At 65.7% G+C, this 16861-nt stretch carries 21 protein-coding genes; 14 read left to right on the top strand and 7 right to left on the bottom strand.

The annotated features are described in order from the left end of the window. Positions 1 to 95: 95 nt before the first annotated feature. The 7 genes from sucD to ACOHX0_RS12170 all read right to left on the bottom strand — a co-directional run bounded on the left by sucD (position 96) and on the right by ACOHX0_RS12170 (position 5857). Complete coding sequence (gene sucD / locus ACOHX0_RS12140; RefSeq protein WP_420677036.1) at positions 96 to 980, bottom strand: succinate--CoA ligase subunit alpha; 885 nt, start codon at positions 978 to 980, stop codon at positions 96 to 98. A gap of 13 nt (positions 981 to 993) precedes the next feature. Next, on the bottom strand, positions 994 to 1821 hold the full coding sequence (locus ACOHX0_RS12145; RefSeq protein WP_420677038.1) for a glycosyltransferase family 25 protein: 828 nt from the start codon (positions 1819 to 1821) through the stop codon (positions 994 to 996). 12 nt (positions 1822 to 1833) lie between these two features. After that, positions 1834 to 1968, bottom strand: coding sequence for a hypothetical protein (locus ACOHX0_RS12150; RefSeq protein ID WP_420677039.1), 135 nt, complete (start codon positions 1966 to 1968; stop codon positions 1834 to 1836). A gap of 16 nt (positions 1969 to 1984) precedes the next feature. Continuing rightward, on the bottom strand, positions 1985 to 2425 hold the full coding sequence (locus tag ACOHX0_RS12155) for a hypothetical protein (protein WP_420677040.1): 441 nt from the start codon (positions 2423 to 2425) through the stop codon (positions 1985 to 1987). Between the two features lie 239 nt (positions 2426 to 2664). Then, on the bottom strand, positions 2665 to 3858 hold the full coding sequence (sucC, locus tag ACOHX0_RS12160) for an ADP-forming succinate--CoA ligase subunit beta (RefSeq protein ID WP_420677042.1): 1194 nt from the start codon (positions 3856 to 3858) through the stop codon (positions 2665 to 2667). A gap of 310 nt (positions 3859 to 4168) precedes the next feature. Then, positions 4169 to 5131: a malate dehydrogenase gene (gene mdh / locus ACOHX0_RS12165; protein ID WP_420677044.1), complete on the bottom strand. Its 963-nt coding sequence runs from the start codon at positions 5129 to 5131 to the stop codon at positions 4169 to 4171. 402 nt (positions 5132 to 5533) lie between these two features. Beyond that, complete coding sequence (locus ACOHX0_RS12170; protein ID WP_420677046.1) at positions 5534 to 5857, bottom strand: hypothetical protein; 324 nt, start codon at positions 5855 to 5857, stop codon at positions 5534 to 5536. A gap of 347 nt (positions 5858 to 6204) precedes the next feature. Here ACOHX0_RS12170 and ACOHX0_RS12175 point away from each other — a divergent pair, with 347 nt between their 5' ends. From ACOHX0_RS12175 to ACOHX0_RS12240, 14 genes are all read left to right on the top strand, one after another. Next, complete coding sequence (locus tag ACOHX0_RS12175) at positions 6205 to 7059, top strand: HpcH/HpaI aldolase/citrate lyase family protein (protein ID WP_420677047.1); 855 nt, start codon at positions 6205 to 6207, stop codon at positions 7057 to 7059. 34 nt (positions 7060 to 7093) lie between these two features. Further along, positions 7094 to 7642, top strand: a complete 549-nt coding sequence (locus ACOHX0_RS12180) for an NnrU family protein (protein WP_420677049.1) — start codon at positions 7094 to 7096, stop codon at positions 7640 to 7642. Between the two features lie 7 nt (positions 7643 to 7649). Then, a complete protein-coding gene (locus ACOHX0_RS12185) occupies positions 7650 to 7853 on the top strand; it encodes a DUF1737 domain-containing protein (RefSeq protein ID WP_420677051.1) in 204 nt (67 codons plus the stop codon). Beyond that, a complete protein-coding gene (locus ACOHX0_RS12190) occupies positions 7853 to 8902 on the top strand; it encodes a MaoC family dehydratase (protein WP_420677052.1) in 1050 nt (349 codons plus the stop codon). Before ACOHX0_RS12185 ends, ACOHX0_RS12190 begins: the two co-directional genes overlap by 1 nt. Positions 8903 to 9012: 110 nt before the next feature. Then, complete coding sequence (locus ACOHX0_RS12195; protein WP_420677054.1) at positions 9013 to 10152, top strand: sensor histidine kinase; 1140 nt, start codon at positions 9013 to 9015, stop codon at positions 10150 to 10152. Beyond that, complete coding sequence (locus tag ACOHX0_RS12200; protein ID WP_420677055.1) at positions 10149 to 10607, top strand: response regulator; 459 nt, start codon at positions 10149 to 10151, stop codon at positions 10605 to 10607. Before ACOHX0_RS12195 ends, ACOHX0_RS12200 begins: the two co-directional genes overlap by 4 nt. Before the next feature lie 68 nt (positions 10608 to 10675). Beyond that, the gene (locus ACOHX0_RS12205; protein ID WP_420677153.1) at positions 10676 to 11365 is read left to right on the top strand and encodes a DUF1194 domain-containing protein; all 690 of its coding nucleotides are present in this window, start codon (positions 10676 to 10678) and stop codon (positions 11363 to 11365) included. Between the two features lie 194 nt (positions 11366 to 11559). Then, a complete protein-coding gene (gene sdhC / locus ACOHX0_RS12210) occupies positions 11560 to 11943 on the top strand; it encodes a succinate dehydrogenase, cytochrome b556 subunit (protein WP_420677056.1) in 384 nt (127 codons plus the stop codon). An 18-nt stretch (positions 11944 to 11961) separates the two neighbouring features. Continuing rightward, positions 11962 to 12333, top strand: a complete 372-nt coding sequence (gene sdhD / locus ACOHX0_RS12215) for a succinate dehydrogenase, hydrophobic membrane anchor protein (protein WP_420677057.1) — start codon at positions 11962 to 11964, stop codon at positions 12331 to 12333. A 20-nt stretch (positions 12334 to 12353) separates the two neighbouring features. Further along, positions 12354 to 14159: a succinate dehydrogenase flavoprotein subunit gene (gene sdhA / locus ACOHX0_RS12220; protein WP_420677058.1), complete on the top strand. Its 1806-nt coding sequence runs from the start codon at positions 12354 to 12356 to the stop codon at positions 14157 to 14159. An 11-nt stretch (positions 14160 to 14170) separates the two neighbouring features. Further along, a complete protein-coding gene (locus ACOHX0_RS12225; protein WP_420677059.1) occupies positions 14171 to 14950 on the top strand; it encodes a succinate dehydrogenase iron-sulfur subunit in 780 nt (259 codons plus the stop codon). Positions 14951 to 15084: 134 nt separating this feature from the next. Continuing rightward, positions 15085 to 15354 (top strand): hypothetical protein, encoded by a 270-nt coding sequence (locus tag ACOHX0_RS12230; protein WP_420677060.1) that lies wholly within the window; start codon positions 15085 to 15087, stop codon positions 15352 to 15354. A gap of 100 nt (positions 15355 to 15454) precedes the next feature. Next, positions 15455 to 16165 carry a ZIP family metal transporter gene (locus ACOHX0_RS12235; RefSeq protein WP_420677061.1) on the top strand — a complete coding sequence of 237 codons (711 nt, stop codon included), beginning with the start codon at positions 15455 to 15457 and terminating at the stop codon, positions 16163 to 16165. A 367-nt stretch (positions 16166 to 16532) separates the two neighbouring features. Continuing rightward, positions 16533 to 16721: a hypothetical protein gene (locus tag ACOHX0_RS12240; RefSeq protein WP_420677062.1), complete on the top strand. Its 189-nt coding sequence runs from the start codon at positions 16533 to 16535 to the stop codon at positions 16719 to 16721. The last annotated feature ends 140 nt before the right edge of the window (positions 16722 to 16861 follow it).

Genomic DNA, 16861 nt, shown 5'->3' on the forward strand with positions numbered 1-16861 from the left:
GGCCGCAATAGACCGGCCCGGGGCATCAGACAGAAGCGCCCGGCGGGGACCGCCGGGCCGTGCCTGCCGTGCAGATGCCCCGCAGGCACGCGGTCTTACTTGCCGATCGCCTTCAGCACGGCTTCGCCCAGGCCCGCCGGACTTTCGGCGACGACGATGCCTGCCGACTTCATCGCCTCGATCTTGTCCTCGGCGCCGCCCTTGCCGCCGGCCACGATGGCACCGGCATGGCCCATGCGGCGGCCCGGAGGGGCGGTGCGCCCGGCGATGAAGCCAGCAACCGGCTTCGAACGGCCCTTCTTGGCTTCGTCGGCCAGGAACTGCGCGGCTTCCTCCTCGGCGGAGCCGCCGATCTCGCCGATCATGATGATGCTCTCGGTCTCGTCATCGGCCAGGAACCACTCCAGCACGTCGATATGCTCGGTGCCCTTGATCGGGTCGCCGCCGATGCCCACGCAGGTGGACTGGCCGAGGCCGACATCGGTTGTCTGTTTCACGGCCTCGTAGGTCAGCGTGCCGGAGCGGGATACAACCCCGACCGAGCCGCGGCGGTGGATGTGGCCGGGCATGATGCCGATCTTGCAGGCATCGGGGGTGATCACGCCGGGGCAGTTCGGGCCGATCAGGGTGGACTTGGAGTTCTCCAGCGCCCGCTTCACCTTCATCATGTCGAGCACCGGGATGCCCTCGGTGATCGCCACGATCACTTCCATCTCGGCGTCGATCGCCTCCAGGATCGAGTCGGCGGCAAACGGCGGCGGCACGTAGATCACCGAGGCGTTGGCTTCGGTCTTGGCCTTGGCTTCATGCACGGAGTTGAACACCGGCAGGTTCAGGTGCGTCTGGCCGCCCTTGCCGGGGGTCACGCCGCCGACCATCTTGGTGCCGTAGGCGATGGCCTGCTCGGAGTGGAAAGTGCCCTGCGAGCCGGTAAAGCCCTGACAGATGACCTTGGTGTTTTCGTCGATGAGGACTGCCATGATGTCGGTTCCTTCAAGCGGTATGTGTCTGTTGGTTCTGTGGGGTGGCCAATGAACGGCCGTCGAAGCGGATTTTTTCGAGGGTGGCCCGCCCCAAGACCACACTGGGAAGTATTCGAAAGCCGCCGCGGAACTCGTAGTTTCCGCGCCGGAGTTTCTGGCGCAGCAGCGGCCAGCCCCTGGGCCGGTGCCGGGTCGGGCCGATGGCGTGTTCGCCGGGGGCCTCGTTGCCCTGTTCGGCAAGCGCAGGCTGGACCTGATAGACCTTGATGCCGCGCGCAGGCTTGGAGGCATCGAAGTTGAACAGGAGGTTGTCCAGCGTGATCTCGAACGGGCGGCTGTCCAGCAGATGCTGCGCCGCCCGGCGCGAGATCGCGTAGGCCGCGCCGCCCGCATGGCGCGACAGCAGCCTGCGCACCTCGCGGCCCATGTGGGTGAAGCCGCCCTTGCCAAGAGCCACCTGCAGTTTTTTAGCCCGCCAGCGCTCGAACTTGACGATGCCGGCATCTTGCGGCCACCAGGACAGGTCGTTCAGCCAGGCGCCGGTGTCGGGCGACAGGAAGACGTCGTCCTCCAGGATCAGCGCCACGTCGGCGTCCGAGGCCAGCAGCGCCTCCCAGGCCTTGGCATGGCTGAGCGTGCAGGCCATGTCCTTGGTCTGGAAATAGCCCCAGTTGCCCTCGGAGCGGCACTGCTTGAGCATCTCCTCGCGGCTGACTTGGGTGCTGTCCACCGCATCGATGCGCACAGCAGAAAGCCCGGCCTGATCCAGCTCCCGCTGCATCAGCTCCGCCCGGCCCGTGGCCTGCCGCAAGCCTATGAGGTAGACAGCTGCTTTCATGGGGTCAGTCCCTCAGTCCTTCACTTTCAAATCTGAGCCCGCCGTTCCGGTGCCGCTAGCATTCGCCCACTCGGAGTTGTAGATGCCCTTTGAAAGGCCGCAGCTCTTTTTGGCGATGCCGGTGTTTATGTTGGTGAGGACTGCCAATTAAGGGGCTCCCGGGCTATCTCTTGGAGATTGTGTAATAGGCCACGCCACCACGGGCGCCGCCCTCAATGCCGAACTTGGTGCGGCCAATTTTTACTTCGTACCATTTGCCGCCGCCGATCGCGCTCTTGCGAAGGCGGGCAACACCGCCGGTTTTGCCTGCAAAGCCTGATGCAATGCTTAGGATCTCCGCTTGGGAGGGCGAAGCCGCGCCTGCAAAAGATACCCTGCAATACCGCCCCGGATCGTATTCAGCGCCGGCTCCCCTTATACTGTTCGCCGAGTACACCGTTGTTTGAGCAGCACTTTCGATGGCGTATTGCTCCAGCACCGGGGCATTGTTTATGCAAACTTCCCGGAAAATGTCTGCTTCGCGAGAGGGGGCAGGCCCAACGTAAGATGCTGCAATTCCGGTGTGCGCATCGTCGGCGCCTGCTGCCTGAAAGCTGTTTGCCACAGGGGAAATTGCGGCGGGCGCCGGTTGCGAGAATGCGGATGGAATGAAGGTGTCAGTGGCAGGGTCATATCTCCCGCCAGCAGCCGGCGATGCAGTTGCGCCCGGGGCACTTTGGTCCGGGGCCTCGTAATCCGTTGGACCAACGCTCAGCGGGCTTGTTCCAGCGGTGTAACCGCTGGAACAAGCCGCGCCCATCAGTGAGAGGCACATTACCGGAAGAAAGCCGAACCGCATACCGATCAGCCCTTCACCGCCTTCACGATCTTCTCGGCGCCGTCCTTCAGGTTGTCGGCAGCAATCACGTCGAGGCCGGAGGTGTTGATGATCTCCTTGCCTTTCTCGACGTTGGTGCCCTCAAGGCGGACAACCAGCGGTACCTTCAGGCCGACTTCCTTCACCGCGGCGACCACGCCCTCGGCGATCACGTCGCAGCGCATGATGCCGCCGAAGATGTTGACCAGGATGCCTTTGACGTTGGGGTCGGAGGTGATGATCTTGAACGCTTCGGTCACCTTCTCCTTCGTCGCGCCGCCGCCCACGTCGAGGAAGTTGGCAGGCTCGGCGCCATAAAGCTTGATGATGTCCATGGTCGCCATCGCGAGACCCGCGCCGTTCACCATGCAGCCGATCTCACCGTCGAGCGCGATGTAGTTCAGGTCGTACTTGGAGGCTTCCAGCTCCTTGGGGTCTTCCTCGGTGGTGTCGCGCAGCTCGGCCATGTCGGCGTGGCGGTAGATCGCGTTGCCGTCAAAGCTGAGCTTGGCGTCAAGCACCTTCAGGCTGCCGCCGTCGGAGACGATCAGCGGGTTGATTTCCAGCATCTCCATGTCCTTCTCGACGAAGGCCTTGTAGAGCTGGCCCATCAACTGCACGCACTGCTTGATCTGCGCGCCTTCCAGGCCCAGCGAGAACGCGATGCGACGGCCGTGGAAAGCCTGGTAGCCGCTGGCCGGATCGACCGAGAAGGAGAGGATCTTCTCCGGCGTGGCTTCCGCCACTTCCTCGATGTCCATGCCGCCTTCGGTGGAGCAGACGAAGGAGATGCGCGAAGTCTGGCGGTCGACCAGCAGTGCCAGGTACAACTCGCGTTCGATGCCGGAGCCGGCCTCGATGTAGATGCGGTTCACCTGCTTGCCCGCCGGGCCGGTCTGATGCGTGACCAGAGTGCGGCCCAGCATCTTCTTAGCTTCCTCAGCGGCTTCCTCGACCGATTTGGTCAGGCGCACGCCACCCTTCTCGCCCGCGCCGGCTTCCTTGAAGGAGCCCTTGCCGCGGCCGCCTGCGTGGATCTGTGCCTTCACCACCCAAAGCGGGCCGTCCAGTTCACCCGCTGCGGTCTTTGCTTCTTCGGCTCTCAGCACCACCCGTCCGTCGGACACCGGGGCGCCATAGCTGCGAAGAAGGGCTTTGGCCTGATATTCGTGGATGTTCATCTGAAACTGTCCCGTCTGGCTGCAATTGTCGGGCACAATAGGCCGTCTTCGGAACGCGGTTTAAAGGGTTTTCCGGCGCCGCGGTTAAAAATGGCGGAGATTTGCCGGTTTTGTGATCACGCTTTTCGGGGGTGTGATCACGAATTTCCAAAGCCTTAACCGAGGGTGATTCGGAGGAGCCGTGATGGCGCGGCCCCGGCATTTCGGCACCTGAAAGCGGCATCGCCCGGGAGGCGGTATCGCGCTGCGGCAAGACGCAAAAGGCCCGCGCAGGAGCGCGGGCCTTCCAGATAAAGCAGTGGCTGCCGGCTTATGCCAGCGAGGCGTCGATGCCCTTGCAGGCCTCGACCAGGCCCTTCACCGCGTTCACCGAGTTGGTGAACATCGATTGCTCGTCCGAGGTCAGCTCGATCTCGATGATGCGCTCGATGCCGCCGGCGCCGATCACGGTGGGCACGCCCACATACATGTCCTTCACGCCCAGCTCGCCGTCGCAATAGGCGGCACAGGGCAGCACGCGCTTCTGGTCCTTGAGGAAGGCTTCGGCCATCTCGATCGCCGCGGTGGCAGGCGCGTAGAAGGCGGAGCCGGTCTTCAGCAGACCGACGATCTCGGCGCCGCCGTCACGGGTGCGCTGCACGATGGCGTCGAGCTTCTCCTGGCTGGTCCAGCCCATCTTGACCAGATCGGGCAGCGGGATGCCGCCAACGGTGGAGTAGCGCACGGAGGGCACCATGGTGTCGCCATGGCCGCCCAGCACGAAGGCGGTGACGTCTTTCATCGAGACGTTGAATTCCTCGGCCAGGAAATGGCGGAAACGGGCCGAATCCAGCACGCCGGCCATGCCGCAGACCTTGGCATGGGGCTGGCCCGAGAATTCGCGCAGGGCCCAGACCATCGCGTCCAGCGGGTTGGTGATGCAGATGACAAAAGCGTCCGGCGCGTGGTCGCGGATGCCTTCGCCCACGGATTTCATGACCTTGAGGTTAATGCCCAGGAGGTCGTCGCGGCTCATGCCCGGCTTGCGCGGCACGCCCGCGGTCACGATGCAGACGTCGGCGCCAGCGATGTCCTCGTAGGACTGGGTGCCCTTCAGCTTGGCATCGAAGCCTTCCGAGGGACCGGACTCCGCGATGTCCAGCGCTTTGCCTTCCGGGGTGCCTTCGGCGATGTCGAACAGGACGACGTCGCCGAGTTCCTTCAGGGCTGCAAGATGTGCGAGGGTGCCGCCGATCTGACCTGCGCCGATAAGGGCGATTTTGGGTCGTGCCATTGGATGATTTCTCCGGTCCGGTTGAAATTGCCTGATGACCTACGGCGTAACGCCTTTCCGCGCAAGTGTTCTGCGCTGCGGCGCCGCGCGGCGGGCGGCGGCCGGGCCGGTCCCGGGGCTGCGCCTTTGCGGGCTTGAGACGGTTTGCAGGCGGTCTCCGCGCGGATGCCTGACGGGCGTCAGGGAGGACACAGGCGGGCTCCGGTATGATTTCCAGTGGCGGAGCGGGGGCACGGTCCGGCGCGCTGCCGTCAGGACCGCGAGGGTGCAGGCGGTGCGGCACGGACTGCGGCGGCCCGCCCGTCTGACCCGGGCGGCCGCCGCACCTGTATGGCCCTTCGGCCTGCCTCATCTGCTGCGGCCCGGCCTGCTTTGCGCCGGGGCCAACTTGTTCCAAACGCCTCAGGCGTCGCTTTCCGCTTCCGGCAGCGCCTCGGCCAGCACCTCATACGATTGGCCGGAGGCGACCAGGCAGGTGATGCCGGCGGGCGTGGTCACGGTGATCGTCCAGCTGCCGGTATCGGCGGAGGCAAATGTCTCCATCACCAGGCCGCGCTGGCCCATGCCTATGCTCTGGCGGCTTTCACCGTATTTGTCCGCCAGCCGCTGCAGCACCTTGTCGCGCGGCGCGCAATTGCGCTCCTGTGCCGCGGCGGGCCCGGCGGTGAGCGTCAGAAGGGACAGCAGCACCAGCCCCAAAGTCAGGTTCATCATTGTTTTCAGCATTGCGTCTTACCCTTCTCCCGAGCGGCCGGACGGGGCAGGGCGCCTCTACGGGCGGCCCCGGCCGCCCCGAGCGGGCCGGTGTGGCGTCTAGTCCAGGAAGCGGGCACCTGCCCGCGGGCAGCAGCTGCGCCAAGTGGCGGCAGAGAGCCTGTGGCTTGATGTCCTCCAGCATGCCAATGAGGTGCTGAGATAGGGTTAACCCGGCGGCCGCCGGAGATTTCTCATGAAACTCAGGGCCTTGCCGCAACAGTTCGCGAGCGGTGCTGCACTGCGGCAGAATTGACCTTGAAAGTTTGCATTCGATTCGATAGCGGTTTGAGCAACAAAATAACCAAAGGAGTGGCTTCATGGATCCGCGCGCGCGCCCTTACCGTTCGGTTTTGTACATCCCCGGCTCCAAGCCGCGCGCGCTGGAGAAGGCCAAGACCCTGCCGGTGGACGCGGTGATCTTCGACCTGGAGGATGCGGTCTCTCCCGACGAGAAGGCGAACGCGCGCGCAACCCTGGCAGAGGCGCTGGCGGCTGGCGGCTATGGCGCGCGGATGCGGATCGTGCGGATCAACGGGCTCGACACGGAGTGGGGCCGCGCCGATGCCGAAGCCGCGGCACAGATGGCGTGTGACGCCATCCTGTTGCCCAAGGTGTCCTCGCCTGCCGATCTGGACGCGCTGGCGGAGATCACCGGCGGCACGCCGCTCTGGGCGATGATGGAGACGCCGCGCGGCATGCTGAACGCCGCCGCCATTGCCGCGCACCCGAAGCTGCGGGGCATGGTGATGGGCACCAATGATCTGGCCAAGGAGCTGCAATCGCGCAGCCGCCCCGACCGGCTGCCGATGATGGCGGGGATGGGCCTGTGCCTGCTGGCCGCCAAGGCCGAGGGGCGCGTCATCGTCGATGGGGTCTACAATGCCTTCAAGGATGCCGAGGGCCTCGCCGCCGAATGCGAGCAGGGCCGCGACATGGGGTTTGACGGCAAGACGCTGATCCACCCGGCGCAGGTCGAGGTTGCCAACGCCGCCTTTGCCCCGGCGGAAGAGGAGGTCGAGACCGCCCGCCGCCAGATCGCCGCCTTCGAGGAAGCCGCGGCCGCAGGGCAGGGCGTGGCGGTGGTCGATGGCCGCATCGTGGAAAACCTGCATGTCGCCGCGGCGCGGGAAATCCTTGCAAAAGCGGATGCAATCGCTGCGCTTTCCGCCTAGCTGTTGACGCGGACACCAGCGAGGGGAGAATGACATGGCGCTTTTGATTGCAGGGCTTGTGCTGTGGTGGGGCGCGCATCTGTTCAAGCGGCTGGCGCCCGGTCCGCGCGCCGCGATGGGCAATGCCGGGCGCGGCGCGGTGGCACTGGTGCTGCTGGTGAGCGTCGTCTTGATGGTGCTGGGCTACCGCTCGGCCGAGGTCTACGACCTGGCCGCACCGCCGCCCTTCCTGCGCCATATCAACAACCTGATGGTGCTGATCGCGATCTATCTGATGAGCCCGGCACCCAGGAAAGGCGCGCTGCTGAGCGGTATGCGGCATCCGATGCTGGCGGGCGTCAAGCTCTGGGCGGTGGCGCACCTGCTGGTCAACTGGGACGCGGCCTCCTTCGTGCTGTTCGGCGGGCTTCTGGCTTGGGCGGTGACCGAGGTCATCGTCATCAACCGCGCCGAGCCCGAGTGGTCTCCGCGCCCCAAGGGCAGCCTTGCCAAGGACGGCATGTTCCTCGCGGCCTCGGTCGTGCTTTACGGTGTGATTGGCTACATTCACGGGCTGATCGGCCCCTCCCCCTTTCCAGGATAAATGACCCATGAAACTCTACCGCTTCCTGTCCGAGGACGACACCTCGGCCTTCTGCCACAAGGTGACCGACGCGCTGAACAAGGGCTGGGCGCTGCACGGCAGCCCGACCCAGGCCTTTGACCCTGTGAAGGGCGTGATGCGCTGCGGCCAGGCCGTGGTGAAGGAGGTGGCGGGCACCTATACCCCCGAGACCAAGCTGGGAGAGCACTGATGCCCGAGGCCCGCACCGCCGCCAAGACCAACCCCGGCCGTTTTTTCGAGGACTACCGTGTGGGCGAGGTGATCCGCCACGCGGTGCCGCGCACCGTCTCCGGCGGCGAGCGGGCGCTGTATCATGCGCTTTACCCTGCGCGCCATGCGCTCTATTCCTCCGACGAGTTCGCCCGCACCTGCGGGCTGCCCGCAGCACCGCTCGACGATCTGGCCGCTTTCCACGTGGTTTTTGGCAAGACGGTGCCGGATATCTCGCTCAATGCGCTGGCGAACCTGGGTTACGCGGGCGGGCGCTGGCTGAAGCCGGTCTACCCGGGCGACACGCTGCGCGCGGAATCCGAGGTGATCGGCCTCAAGCAGAACTCCAGCGGCAAGTCCGGCGTCGTCTACGTGCGCACCCGCGGGCTGAACCAGCAGGGTGACTGCGTGATCGAATACGTGCGCTGGGTGATGGTGCGGAAGCGCGACCTTGAGGCCCCGGCGCCGGAAACCGTGATTCCCGAGCTGGACAAGGTGATCCCCGCCGGTCAGCTGGTGATGCCGGAGGGGCTGGATTTCACGAATTATGACTTCACCCTCGCAGGCGAGCCGCACCGCTGGGGCGATTACGCGGTGGGTGAGACCATCGACCATGTGGACGGCGTCACCATTGAGGAAGCCGAGCACATGATGGCGACCCGCCTGTGGCAGAACACTGCCAAGGTGCATTTCGACACGACGGCGCGCCCCGATGGCACCCGGCTGATCTATGGCGGCCATGTGATCTCCTTGGCGCGCACGCTCAGCTTCAACGGGCTGGCGAATGCGCAGATGATTGCGGGCCTCAATGGCGGCGCGCATGCCAACCCCTGCCTGTCGGGCACGACCGTGCGGGCCTGGTCCGAGGTGCTGGACAAGGCCGATACAGACGCGCCGGGCGTCGGCGCGCTGCGGCTGCGGCTGGTCGCCACCAAAGGCGGTGCACCGTTCCAGCTGAAGGGCGAGGACGGCAAATACCTGCCGGATGTGCTGCTGGATCTGGATTACTGGGCCTTGATGCCGCAATAGGCGCGAAAACCTGCCTCCGGGGGGCTGGTACCGGGGGCAGTTAACCCAATCTTTACTTCTTTAAGGCGAAAATATACAACCTATGGGGGCGGAATCTCATAAGGTGGCATATGCAGGACCGGCACTACCTCGAGAATGAATTGTCGGAGCTGATCCGGACCGACCCCTCGGTCTGGCAGTTCATCCAGGAAGGCTCGCTGGACGGGATCTGGTACTGGGATCTGGAGAATCCTAACCAGGAGTGGATGAGTCCCGAGATGTGGCGCCTGTTCGGAGTGGATCCGGCCAGCATGCGCCACGATCCGGCGGAATGGCAGGACCTGATCAACCCGGACGATCTGAAACAGGCGCTGGAAAATTTCCACGCCCATTGCGCCGACCCCGATCACCCCTACGACCAGATTGTGCGCTATACCCATGCCGATGGCTCCACCGTTTGGGTGCGCTGCCGCGGCATTGCAATCCGGGATGAAAGCGGCACGCCCATACGAATGCTGGGCGCGCACAACGACCTGACCGCGGTGAAGCGCGCGGAGCAGGCGGAGAAGGCCGGGGCGGTGATCGCGACGGAGGAGCTGCGGGCCTTCTCTTATGCACTCTCCCACGATCTGAAGGCGCCCGCAAACACCGTGCTGATGGTGCTGAAGGAACTGGGCGAGCATCTGGATGGCCAGCTCGACGAGGACGGGCGGGAAATGCTCGGCATCGGACTCAAGACGGTGATGCGGATGCGCAGCCAGATCGATGCGCTTTTGAACTTCACCCATGTCACCGAGAACCGCCAGAGGCACGAGGAGCTGGACCTCACTGCGCTGACGCGGGAACTGATCGCCGACCTCAGGGGCGACATCGCCGAAGCCAAGGCGGAAATCCAGCTGGGCGAGCTGCCGGTCTATTCCGGCAACCCGGTGCAGATCCGGATGCTGATCCAGAACCTCCTGAGCAACGCCATCAAGTTCAGCCGCCCCGGGCAGCCGCCGCTGGTGCGCATCAGCGCCACGCCGCTGGACGAAGCGGGCGGCCTGCGGCTGATGGTGGCGGACAACGGCATCGGCATCGCGGCGGCCGACCGCGAGAAGATCTTTGGCATGTTCCAGCGGCTGCATGTCTACCAGGACTACCCCGGTTCCGGACTGGGGCTGTCGATGTGCCGCCGCGTCGCCCGAAACCACGGCGGCAGCATCACCGTCGCGGACACCCCGGGCGGCGGCACCACTTTCATTGCCGACCTGCCGGGAAAACACCCATGACCGTTCAAAGCTCAGATATTCCGGCCATCGGCCGCGTCGTTGTGGTCGATGACGACCGCGCCGATCAGCTCTTCTACCGGCGCATCATCCGCCGTTCGAAGCTGGCGGATGACATTATCATGTTCGACTACGCCGAGGAGGCGCTGGAGTTCCTCTCCGGCGATGACTGCCCGCCGGTTGACGTCATCCTGCTCGACATCAACATGCCGCGGATGAACGGCTTCGAGTTTCTGGAGGAGGCCAGCCGCCGCCTTGGCCCGGACCTCGGCAATACCCTGGTGGTGATGCTGACCTCCTCGCTGGACCCGCGCGATCTGCAGCGGGCACAGCGGTACGAGGCGGTGAAAGGCTACCTCAGCAAGCCGCTGACGGTGGATTGCCTGGAGAAGATATCTGCCCTGCTGGCGGGCAAGCTGAAACGGGAGGCCAATTCGGGGCTGCTGCTGCACCAGTGACCGGAAGCAGCCGCGGTTCTGGCACAAATGTGATGACCCGCGCCGCAATTCCCGCCTACTCTCAGCTCATGCGGGTCCTGCGGCATCTGTTCTTTTCCCTGATCTTCCTGGCACCGCTCAAGGCGGCTGCCTGCGATCTGGCGCTGGTGCTGGCGGTGGATGTCTCCGGCTCGGTTGATTCCGGCGAATACCGCGCCCAGATGGACGGGCTGGCGGCTGCGCTGCGCGATGGCATTGTGGCGGAGGCACTGGTGCGCGGCCAGGCGCAGCTGATGCTGCTGCAATGGTCCGGCAGCGCCCGCCAGGAGGTGACCCTGCCCTGGACCGAAGTGCAGAGCTTTGCCGGGCTGGAGGCCTTGGCACAGCGCATCGAGTCGGCGCCGCGGCCTTGGCGCAACTATTCCACCGCGGTGGGGGAGGCGCTGGCGCTGGGGCTTGCGCAATTCGCCGCAGTGCCCGGCTGCCGCCGCCGGGTGATCGACATTTCCGGCGACGGCCCCTCCAACGAGGGGATGGAACCGCGCGTCCTGCACCCGGCCCTGCGCGCCGCAAACGTCACAGTGAACGCCATCGCCATCGAGCAGAGCGAGCCGGACCTCACCGCCTATTTTTATGAGAACGTGATCCTGGGGGAGGGGGCTTTTGTGATCACCGCGGCAAGCTTTGCGGGCTACCCCGAAGGCATCCGCAAGAAGCTGTTGCGGGAGGTGGCGCGGCAGACCGCGGCGCTGCCGGCGAATGGCGGGACTTTGCGGTAATTTGCAGGCGGGATATTGATTCTGTAAAGAATTTCCAATCCGGGAATTTGTGATCACTATGCATCTGGGTGTGATCACATCAATCGGCGTTTTCGCGCTAACAGGACAAATAACCGCGGATTTTTACCCTTCGTTCGGGTGACAGTCCGCAAAAATCGGCTAAAACGTCGTCAGCCAACCGGAAAGGAGCCAAAATGGCCGATGTTAATCGGGGCAACCGCCCGCTTTCGCCACATTTGCAGGTCTACCGTCCGCAGCTGACTTCCATCACGTCGATCCTGACGCGGATCACCGGCAATGCGCTGATCGTTGCGGCGCTGCTGATCGCCTGGTGGTTTCTCGCCGCCGCCGCCTCTGCCGAAAGTTTCGCCACCGCCAACGCCGTGCTGACCAGCTGGTTCGGCGATCTGGTGCTGAGCCTCTCGGTGCTCGGCCTGTGGTATCACACGCTGGCGGGCGTGCGGCACCTGATCTGGGACAACGGCTACATGCTGGACCTGCAAGATGCCGAGAACCTGGGCTGGATCGTCATCATCGGTTCCGTGGCCCTCACCCTTTTCACCCTCATCATCGTCTGAGCCGGGGAGATTGACGCGATGCGCTTTCTGACTGACCGCAAGCGGGCTATGGGCCTGGGCAGCGCCAAATCCGGCACCAGCCACCACTGGTCGATGCAGATCAGCTCGATCGGGCTGCTGATCCTGGTGCCGCTCTTCGTTTTCACCTTCGGTCCGGCGCTGGGCGGATCTTATGAGGAGATCACCGCTTATTATTCCCGCCCCTTCCCGGCGCTGGTTGCCGCGCTGACCATGTGGGTCGGCATGATGCATTTCAAATCCGGTGCCCAGATCATGATCGAGGATTACGTGCACGGTCTTGCAGGCCGTCTGACGATCATCCTGGTGAACTGCCTGTCCTATGCAGTGGCCGCCGCCAGCGTTTATGCGCTGGTGCGCCTGGCCCTCTGACGAACCCCGAGGTTTTTTCTATGGCTGCTTACGAATACGAAACTCACGAATACGACGTGGTTGTCGTCGGCGCCGGCGGTGCCGGGCTGCGCGCCACCCTCGGCATGGCCGAGCAGGGGCTGCGCACCGCCTGTGTGACCAAGGTGTTCCCGACACGCTCGCACACCGTGGCGGCGCAGGGCGGCATTGCCGCCTCGCTCTCCAACATGGGCCCGGACCACTGGCAGTGGCACATGTACGACACTGTGAAGGGCTCCGACTGGCTGGGCGACACAGATGCAATGGAATACCTCGCCCGCGAAGCCCCCAAGGCGGTCTACGAGCTGGAGCATTACGGCGTGCCGTTCTCGCGCACCGAGGAGGGCAAGATCTACCAGCGCCCCTTCGGCGGCCACACCACCGAGTTCGGCGAAGGCCCCGCGGTGCAGCGCACCTGTGCCGCCGCCGACCGCACCGGCCACGCCATCCTGCACACGCTTTATGGCCAGAGCCTCAAGAACAACGCCGAGTTCTATGTCGAGTATTTCGCCATCGACCTGATCATGTCCGAGGACGGGCAGTGCCAGGGCGTGGTGTGCTGGAAGCTCGATGACGGCACCATGCATGTCTTCAGCGCCAAGATGGTGGTGCTGGCGACCGGCGGCTACGGCCGCGCCTATTTCTCTGCCACTTCGGCGCATACCTGCACCGGCGATGGCGGCGGCATGGTGGCGCGTGCTGGCCTGGCGCTGCAGGACATGGAGTTCGTGCAGTTCCACCCCACCGGCATCTACGGCTCCGGCTGCCTGATCACCGAGGGCGCGCGCGGCGAGGGCGGCTACCTCACCAACTCCGAGGGCGAGCGCTTCATGGAGCGCTACGCGCCCCAGTACAAGGATCTGGCGCCGCGCGACTACGTCTCGCGTTCCATGACGATGGAAATCCGCGAAGGCCGCGGCGTGGGCGAGCATGGCGACCATATCCACCTGAACCTCTCCCACCTGCCGGCCGAGGCGCTGGCGGAGCGGCTGCCGGGGATCTCGGAGTCGGCCAAGATCTTTGCCGGCGTCGATGTCACCAAGGAGCCGATCCCGGTTCTGCCCACCGTGCATTACAACATGGGCGGCATTCCGACCAACTACTGGGGCGAGGTGCTGAACCCGACCGAAGACGACCCGACCGCAACCGTGCCGGGCCTGATGGCCGTGGGCGAGGCGGGCTGCGCCTCGGTGCATGGCGCCAACCGCCTGGGTTCCAACTCGCTCATCGACCTCGTGGTGTTTGGCCGCGCCGCCGCGATCCGTGCGGGCAAGGTGGTGGACGCGGATGCTTCGAACCCGGTGCTGAACCAGGCCTCTGTCGGCAAGGCGTTCGACCGTTTCGACGCCCTGCGCCACGCCAACGGCGGCACCCCCACCGCCGAGCTGCGGCTGGAGATGCAGCGCACCATGCAGGAAGACGCGGCGGTGTTCCGTACCGACAAGACGCTGAAGGAAGGTGTTGAGAAGATGACCGCGATCGCGGGCAAGCTCGATGACCTCAAGGTGACCGACCGCTCGCTGGTGTGGAACTCCGACCTGATGGAGACGCTGGAGCTGACCAACCTGATGCCCAACGCGCTGGCCACCATCGTGGGCGCCGAGGCGCGCAAGGAAAGCCGCGGCGCCCATGCGCATGAGGATTACTCGACGCGCGACGACGACAACTGGCGGGTGCACACGGTTTCCCATGTGAACGGCAAGGACGTCACCCTCAGCTACCGCCCGGTGATCACCGATCCGCTCACCACCGAAGACGAGGGCGGCATCAGCCTGAACAAGATCGCGCCCAAGGCGCGGACGTTCTAAGGAGAGGCATCATGGTTGAATTTACGCTCCCGAAGAACTCCAAGATCACCACGGGCAAGACTTGGCCCAAGCCGCAAGGCGCGGCCAATGTGCGCAAGTTCCAGATCTACCGCTGGAACCCGGATGACGGGCAGAACCCGCGGGTCGATACCTATTTCGTCGACATGGACAGCTGCGGCCCGATGATCCTGGACGCTCTGATCAAGATTAAGAACGAGATCGATCCGACGCTGACCTTCCGCCGCTCCTGCCGCGAAGGCATCTGCGGCTCCTGCGCGATGAACATCGACGGCATCAACACGCTGGCCTGCATTTACGGCATGGACGAGGTCAAGGGCGACGTGAAGATCTACCCGCTGCCGCACATGCCGGTGGTGAAGGACCTGATCCCGGACCTGACACTTTTCTATGCCCAGCATGCCTCGATCATGCCCTGGCTGGAAACCAAGACCAACCGTCCGGCGAAGGAATGGAAGCAGTCGATCGAGGACCGCAAGAAGCTCGATGGCCTCTATGAATGCGTGATGTGCGCCAGCTGCTCCGCTGCCTGCCCGAGCTATTGGTGGAACAGCGACCGCTATCTCGGCCCGGCGGCGCTGCTGCACGCCTACCGCTGGATCGTGGACAGCCGCGACGAGGCGACGCCGGAGCGGCTGGACGATCTTGAGGATCCCTTCAAGCTCTACCGCTGCCACACCATCATGAACTGTGCCAAGACCTGCCCCAAAGGGCTGAACCCCGCCAAGGCGATCGCGCACATCAAGAAACTGATGGTCGAACGCACGCTCTGATCCGCAAGGCTCTGCCGGTGCGGCCCCTGCCGCGCCTCCACGATTGATCGCGCCCCGGTTTCCTGCGAAACCGGGGCGCATAACGTTCCGGCCCCCCCTGAGGGGAGGGCGCAGGGCAGGCGGAGGACATGTGCATGAACAGGCATTTTCTGGCCCTGGCGGCGGCGGCGCTGCTCGCGGGCTGTATCACGGCGGGCGACAGCGACCGGCTCGGCGCCCAGCTCGCCGCCTCCGACGCGCGGCTGCCGGGCTGTATCGCTGCGGCCGGGATCACCGGGAGCTACCGGGTCCAGACGCAGGTGCTCGGCCATGGGGCGGGCGCCACGGTGCTGCGCCGGGTGGAGCCGGGGGCGGGTGTGAGCGAGGCGCAGGCGGCCCAGGCGACATCCTGCATCAACGCCTGAGCCGCGCCGCCCTTCGCGGCGGCTGTTGCCGCCCCGCCACCCTTGCAGGGGGTGTTTCCGGCCTGTTGTGAAGCCCGCCGCGCCGCCCTAGGCTCGCGTCATGCAACCTGTCCTCTACGCCGTCCTGCTTTCGGCCGCCGCCGGCCTGTCGATGCCTCTGGGCGGCCTGCTGGCCGTCTACGAGCACATCCGTAACCCGGTGGTGCGCGACGCGGTGCTGCACGCGGTGGCGGCCTTTGGCGGCGGCGCGCTGGCGGCAGCGGTGGCGCTGGTGCTGGTGCCCGAGGCGGCGGAGGCGCTGCCGCCGCTCGCGGCCGTGGCGCTGTTCCTGGCGGGCGGCGTGGCTTTCTACCTGGTCGATGGCCTGCTGGAGCGGCGCGGTGGCAGCTGGGCCCTGCTGCTGGCGATGATGCTCGACTTTCTGCCCGAGGCGATGGCGCTGGGGGCGATGCTGGTGGACCAGGCCGGGACCGCCTATGTGCTGGCGGTCATGATCTTTCTGCAGAACGTGCCTGAAGGCTTTGCCGCCTTCCGCGAGCTTTGCCGCAAGGACCGCCCGGCCTGGCCCGTGCTCGCGGGCTTTGCCGGGCTCGCGGCGCTGGGGCCGCTCTGCGCGGTGGCGGGCACCCTGTGGCTCGCGGAGGCGCCCGGGGTGCTTGGGGCGGTGATGATCTTTGCCGCGGGCGGCATTCTCTACCTGCTGTTCCAGGATATCGCCCCCAAGGCGCGGGGCGAGGCCAGCAACGCCCCGGCGCTGGGGGCGGTTGCAGGCTTTGCCTTGGGGCTGGCGGGGCATCTGCTGGCGGGTTAGGGCCGCGCTGCGGCCAGGGTCCGCATTGGACCCGGCGCGCGGCCCCCTTGCAGCCTCATCCGGCGCGCAGGGTTGCAGCAAGGCGCGTTATCGGGCCGGGAGGACGCCGAAAGAGACCGGCGACGACCCATGAAGAGCCTGACCCGGCATCCTGCAGCCGCCGCGCAATCCGGGACCGGGGCTCGCGCCGCCGCTGCCCGTGCCGCGCTGGAAGCGCCGAAGCCGGCTTGCGCCTATTGCCGTCCCGAAGCTGCGCCGGAAGCCGCGGCCGCCAAGCCCGCGTCAAAGAGAGGCCCGCTGGCCGGGTGCTCCCCGTGTCACCGGCTGTCCCGTTGCGGCGCCGCACCGGGGCGCCTAGATAGGGGCCATGCCGGTGCTTCTGCTTCTCCTTCTGGCCGGGGTGCTCGCCTATCTCTTCTGGCGCCGCCGCACCACCAGCCTCACCCGCCACTGCCGCTGGCGCCAGGAGCTTGCGCAGGCGCAGTGGCGCTGCAGTGCCTGCGGCGCGGTGGAGCCGGGCACGGCCCCGCCCCGCATCTGCCGCAAGCCGCAATAAACCGGACAAAACAGGCCAGGCAAAACCTCCCGCGCCCGCAGGCGCCCCGGCTGCGCCGGCGCGCCTTCTGTGCGGCCTTGGGGGGGGGGGGGGGGGGGGGGGGGGGGGGGGGGGGGGGGGGGGGGGGGGGGGGGGGGGGG

This window comes from Cribrihabitans pelagius, from assembly GCF_048820915.1.
Lineage (GTDB): Bacteria > Pseudomonadota > Alphaproteobacteria > Rhodobacterales > Rhodobacteraceae > Cribrihabitans_A > Cribrihabitans_A pelagius.

Excerpts from the sequence above, each read along its gene's own strand:
- sucD (WP_420677036.1), bottom strand. The coding sequence starts at position 980 with ATGGCAGTCCTCATCGACGAAAACACCAAGGTCATCTGTCAGGGCTTT.
- ACOHX0_RS12145 (WP_420677038.1), bottom strand. The coding sequence starts at position 1,821 with ATGAAAGCAGCTGTCTACCTCATAGGCTTGCGGCAGGCCACGGGCCGG.
- sucC (WP_420677042.1), bottom strand. The coding sequence starts at position 3,858 with ATGAACATCCACGAATATCAGGCCAAAGCCCTTCTTCGCAGCTATGGC.
- mdh (WP_420677044.1), bottom strand. The coding sequence starts at position 5,131 with ATGGCACGACCCAAAATCGCCCTTATCGGCGCAGGTCAGATCGGCGGC.
- ACOHX0_RS12170 (WP_420677046.1), bottom strand. The coding sequence starts at position 5,857 with ATGCTGAAAACAATGATGAACCTGACTTTGGGGCTGGTGCTGCTGTCC.
- ACOHX0_RS12175 (WP_420677047.1), top strand. The coding sequence starts at position 6,205 with ATGGATCCGCGCGCGCGCCCTTACCGTTCGGTTTTGTACATCCCCGGC.
- ACOHX0_RS12180 (WP_420677049.1), top strand. The coding sequence starts at position 7,094 with ATGGCGCTTTTGATTGCAGGGCTTGTGCTGTGGTGGGGCGCGCATCTG.
- ACOHX0_RS12185 (WP_420677051.1), top strand. The coding sequence starts at position 7,650 with ATGAAACTCTACCGCTTCCTGTCCGAGGACGACACCTCGGCCTTCTGC.
- ACOHX0_RS12190 (WP_420677052.1), top strand. The coding sequence starts at position 7,853 with ATGCCCGAGGCCCGCACCGCCGCCAAGACCAACCCCGGCCGTTTTTTC.
- ACOHX0_RS12195 (WP_420677054.1), top strand. The coding sequence starts at position 9,013 with ATGCAGGACCGGCACTACCTCGAGAATGAATTGTCGGAGCTGATCCGG.
- ACOHX0_RS12200 (WP_420677055.1), top strand. The coding sequence starts at position 10,149 with ATGACCGTTCAAAGCTCAGATATTCCGGCCATCGGCCGCGTCGTTGTG.
- ACOHX0_RS12205 (WP_420677153.1), top strand. The coding sequence starts at position 10,676 with ATGCGGGTCCTGCGGCATCTGTTCTTTTCCCTGATCTTCCTGGCACCG.
- sdhC (WP_420677056.1), top strand. The coding sequence starts at position 11,560 with ATGGCCGATGTTAATCGGGGCAACCGCCCGCTTTCGCCACATTTGCAG.
- sdhD (WP_420677057.1), top strand. The coding sequence starts at position 11,962 with ATGCGCTTTCTGACTGACCGCAAGCGGGCTATGGGCCTGGGCAGCGCC.
- sdhA (WP_420677058.1), top strand. The coding sequence starts at position 12,354 with ATGGCTGCTTACGAATACGAAACTCACGAATACGACGTGGTTGTCGTC.
- ACOHX0_RS12225 (WP_420677059.1), top strand. The coding sequence starts at position 14,171 with ATGGTTGAATTTACGCTCCCGAAGAACTCCAAGATCACCACGGGCAAG.
- ACOHX0_RS12230 (WP_420677060.1), top strand. The coding sequence starts at position 15,085 with ATGAACAGGCATTTTCTGGCCCTGGCGGCGGCGGCGCTGCTCGCGGGC.
- ACOHX0_RS12235 (WP_420677061.1), top strand. The coding sequence starts at position 15,455 with ATGCAACCTGTCCTCTACGCCGTCCTGCTTTCGGCCGCCGCCGGCCTG.
- ACOHX0_RS12240 (WP_420677062.1), top strand. The coding sequence starts at position 16,533 with ATGCCGGTGCTTCTGCTTCTCCTTCTGGCCGGGGTGCTCGCCTATCTC.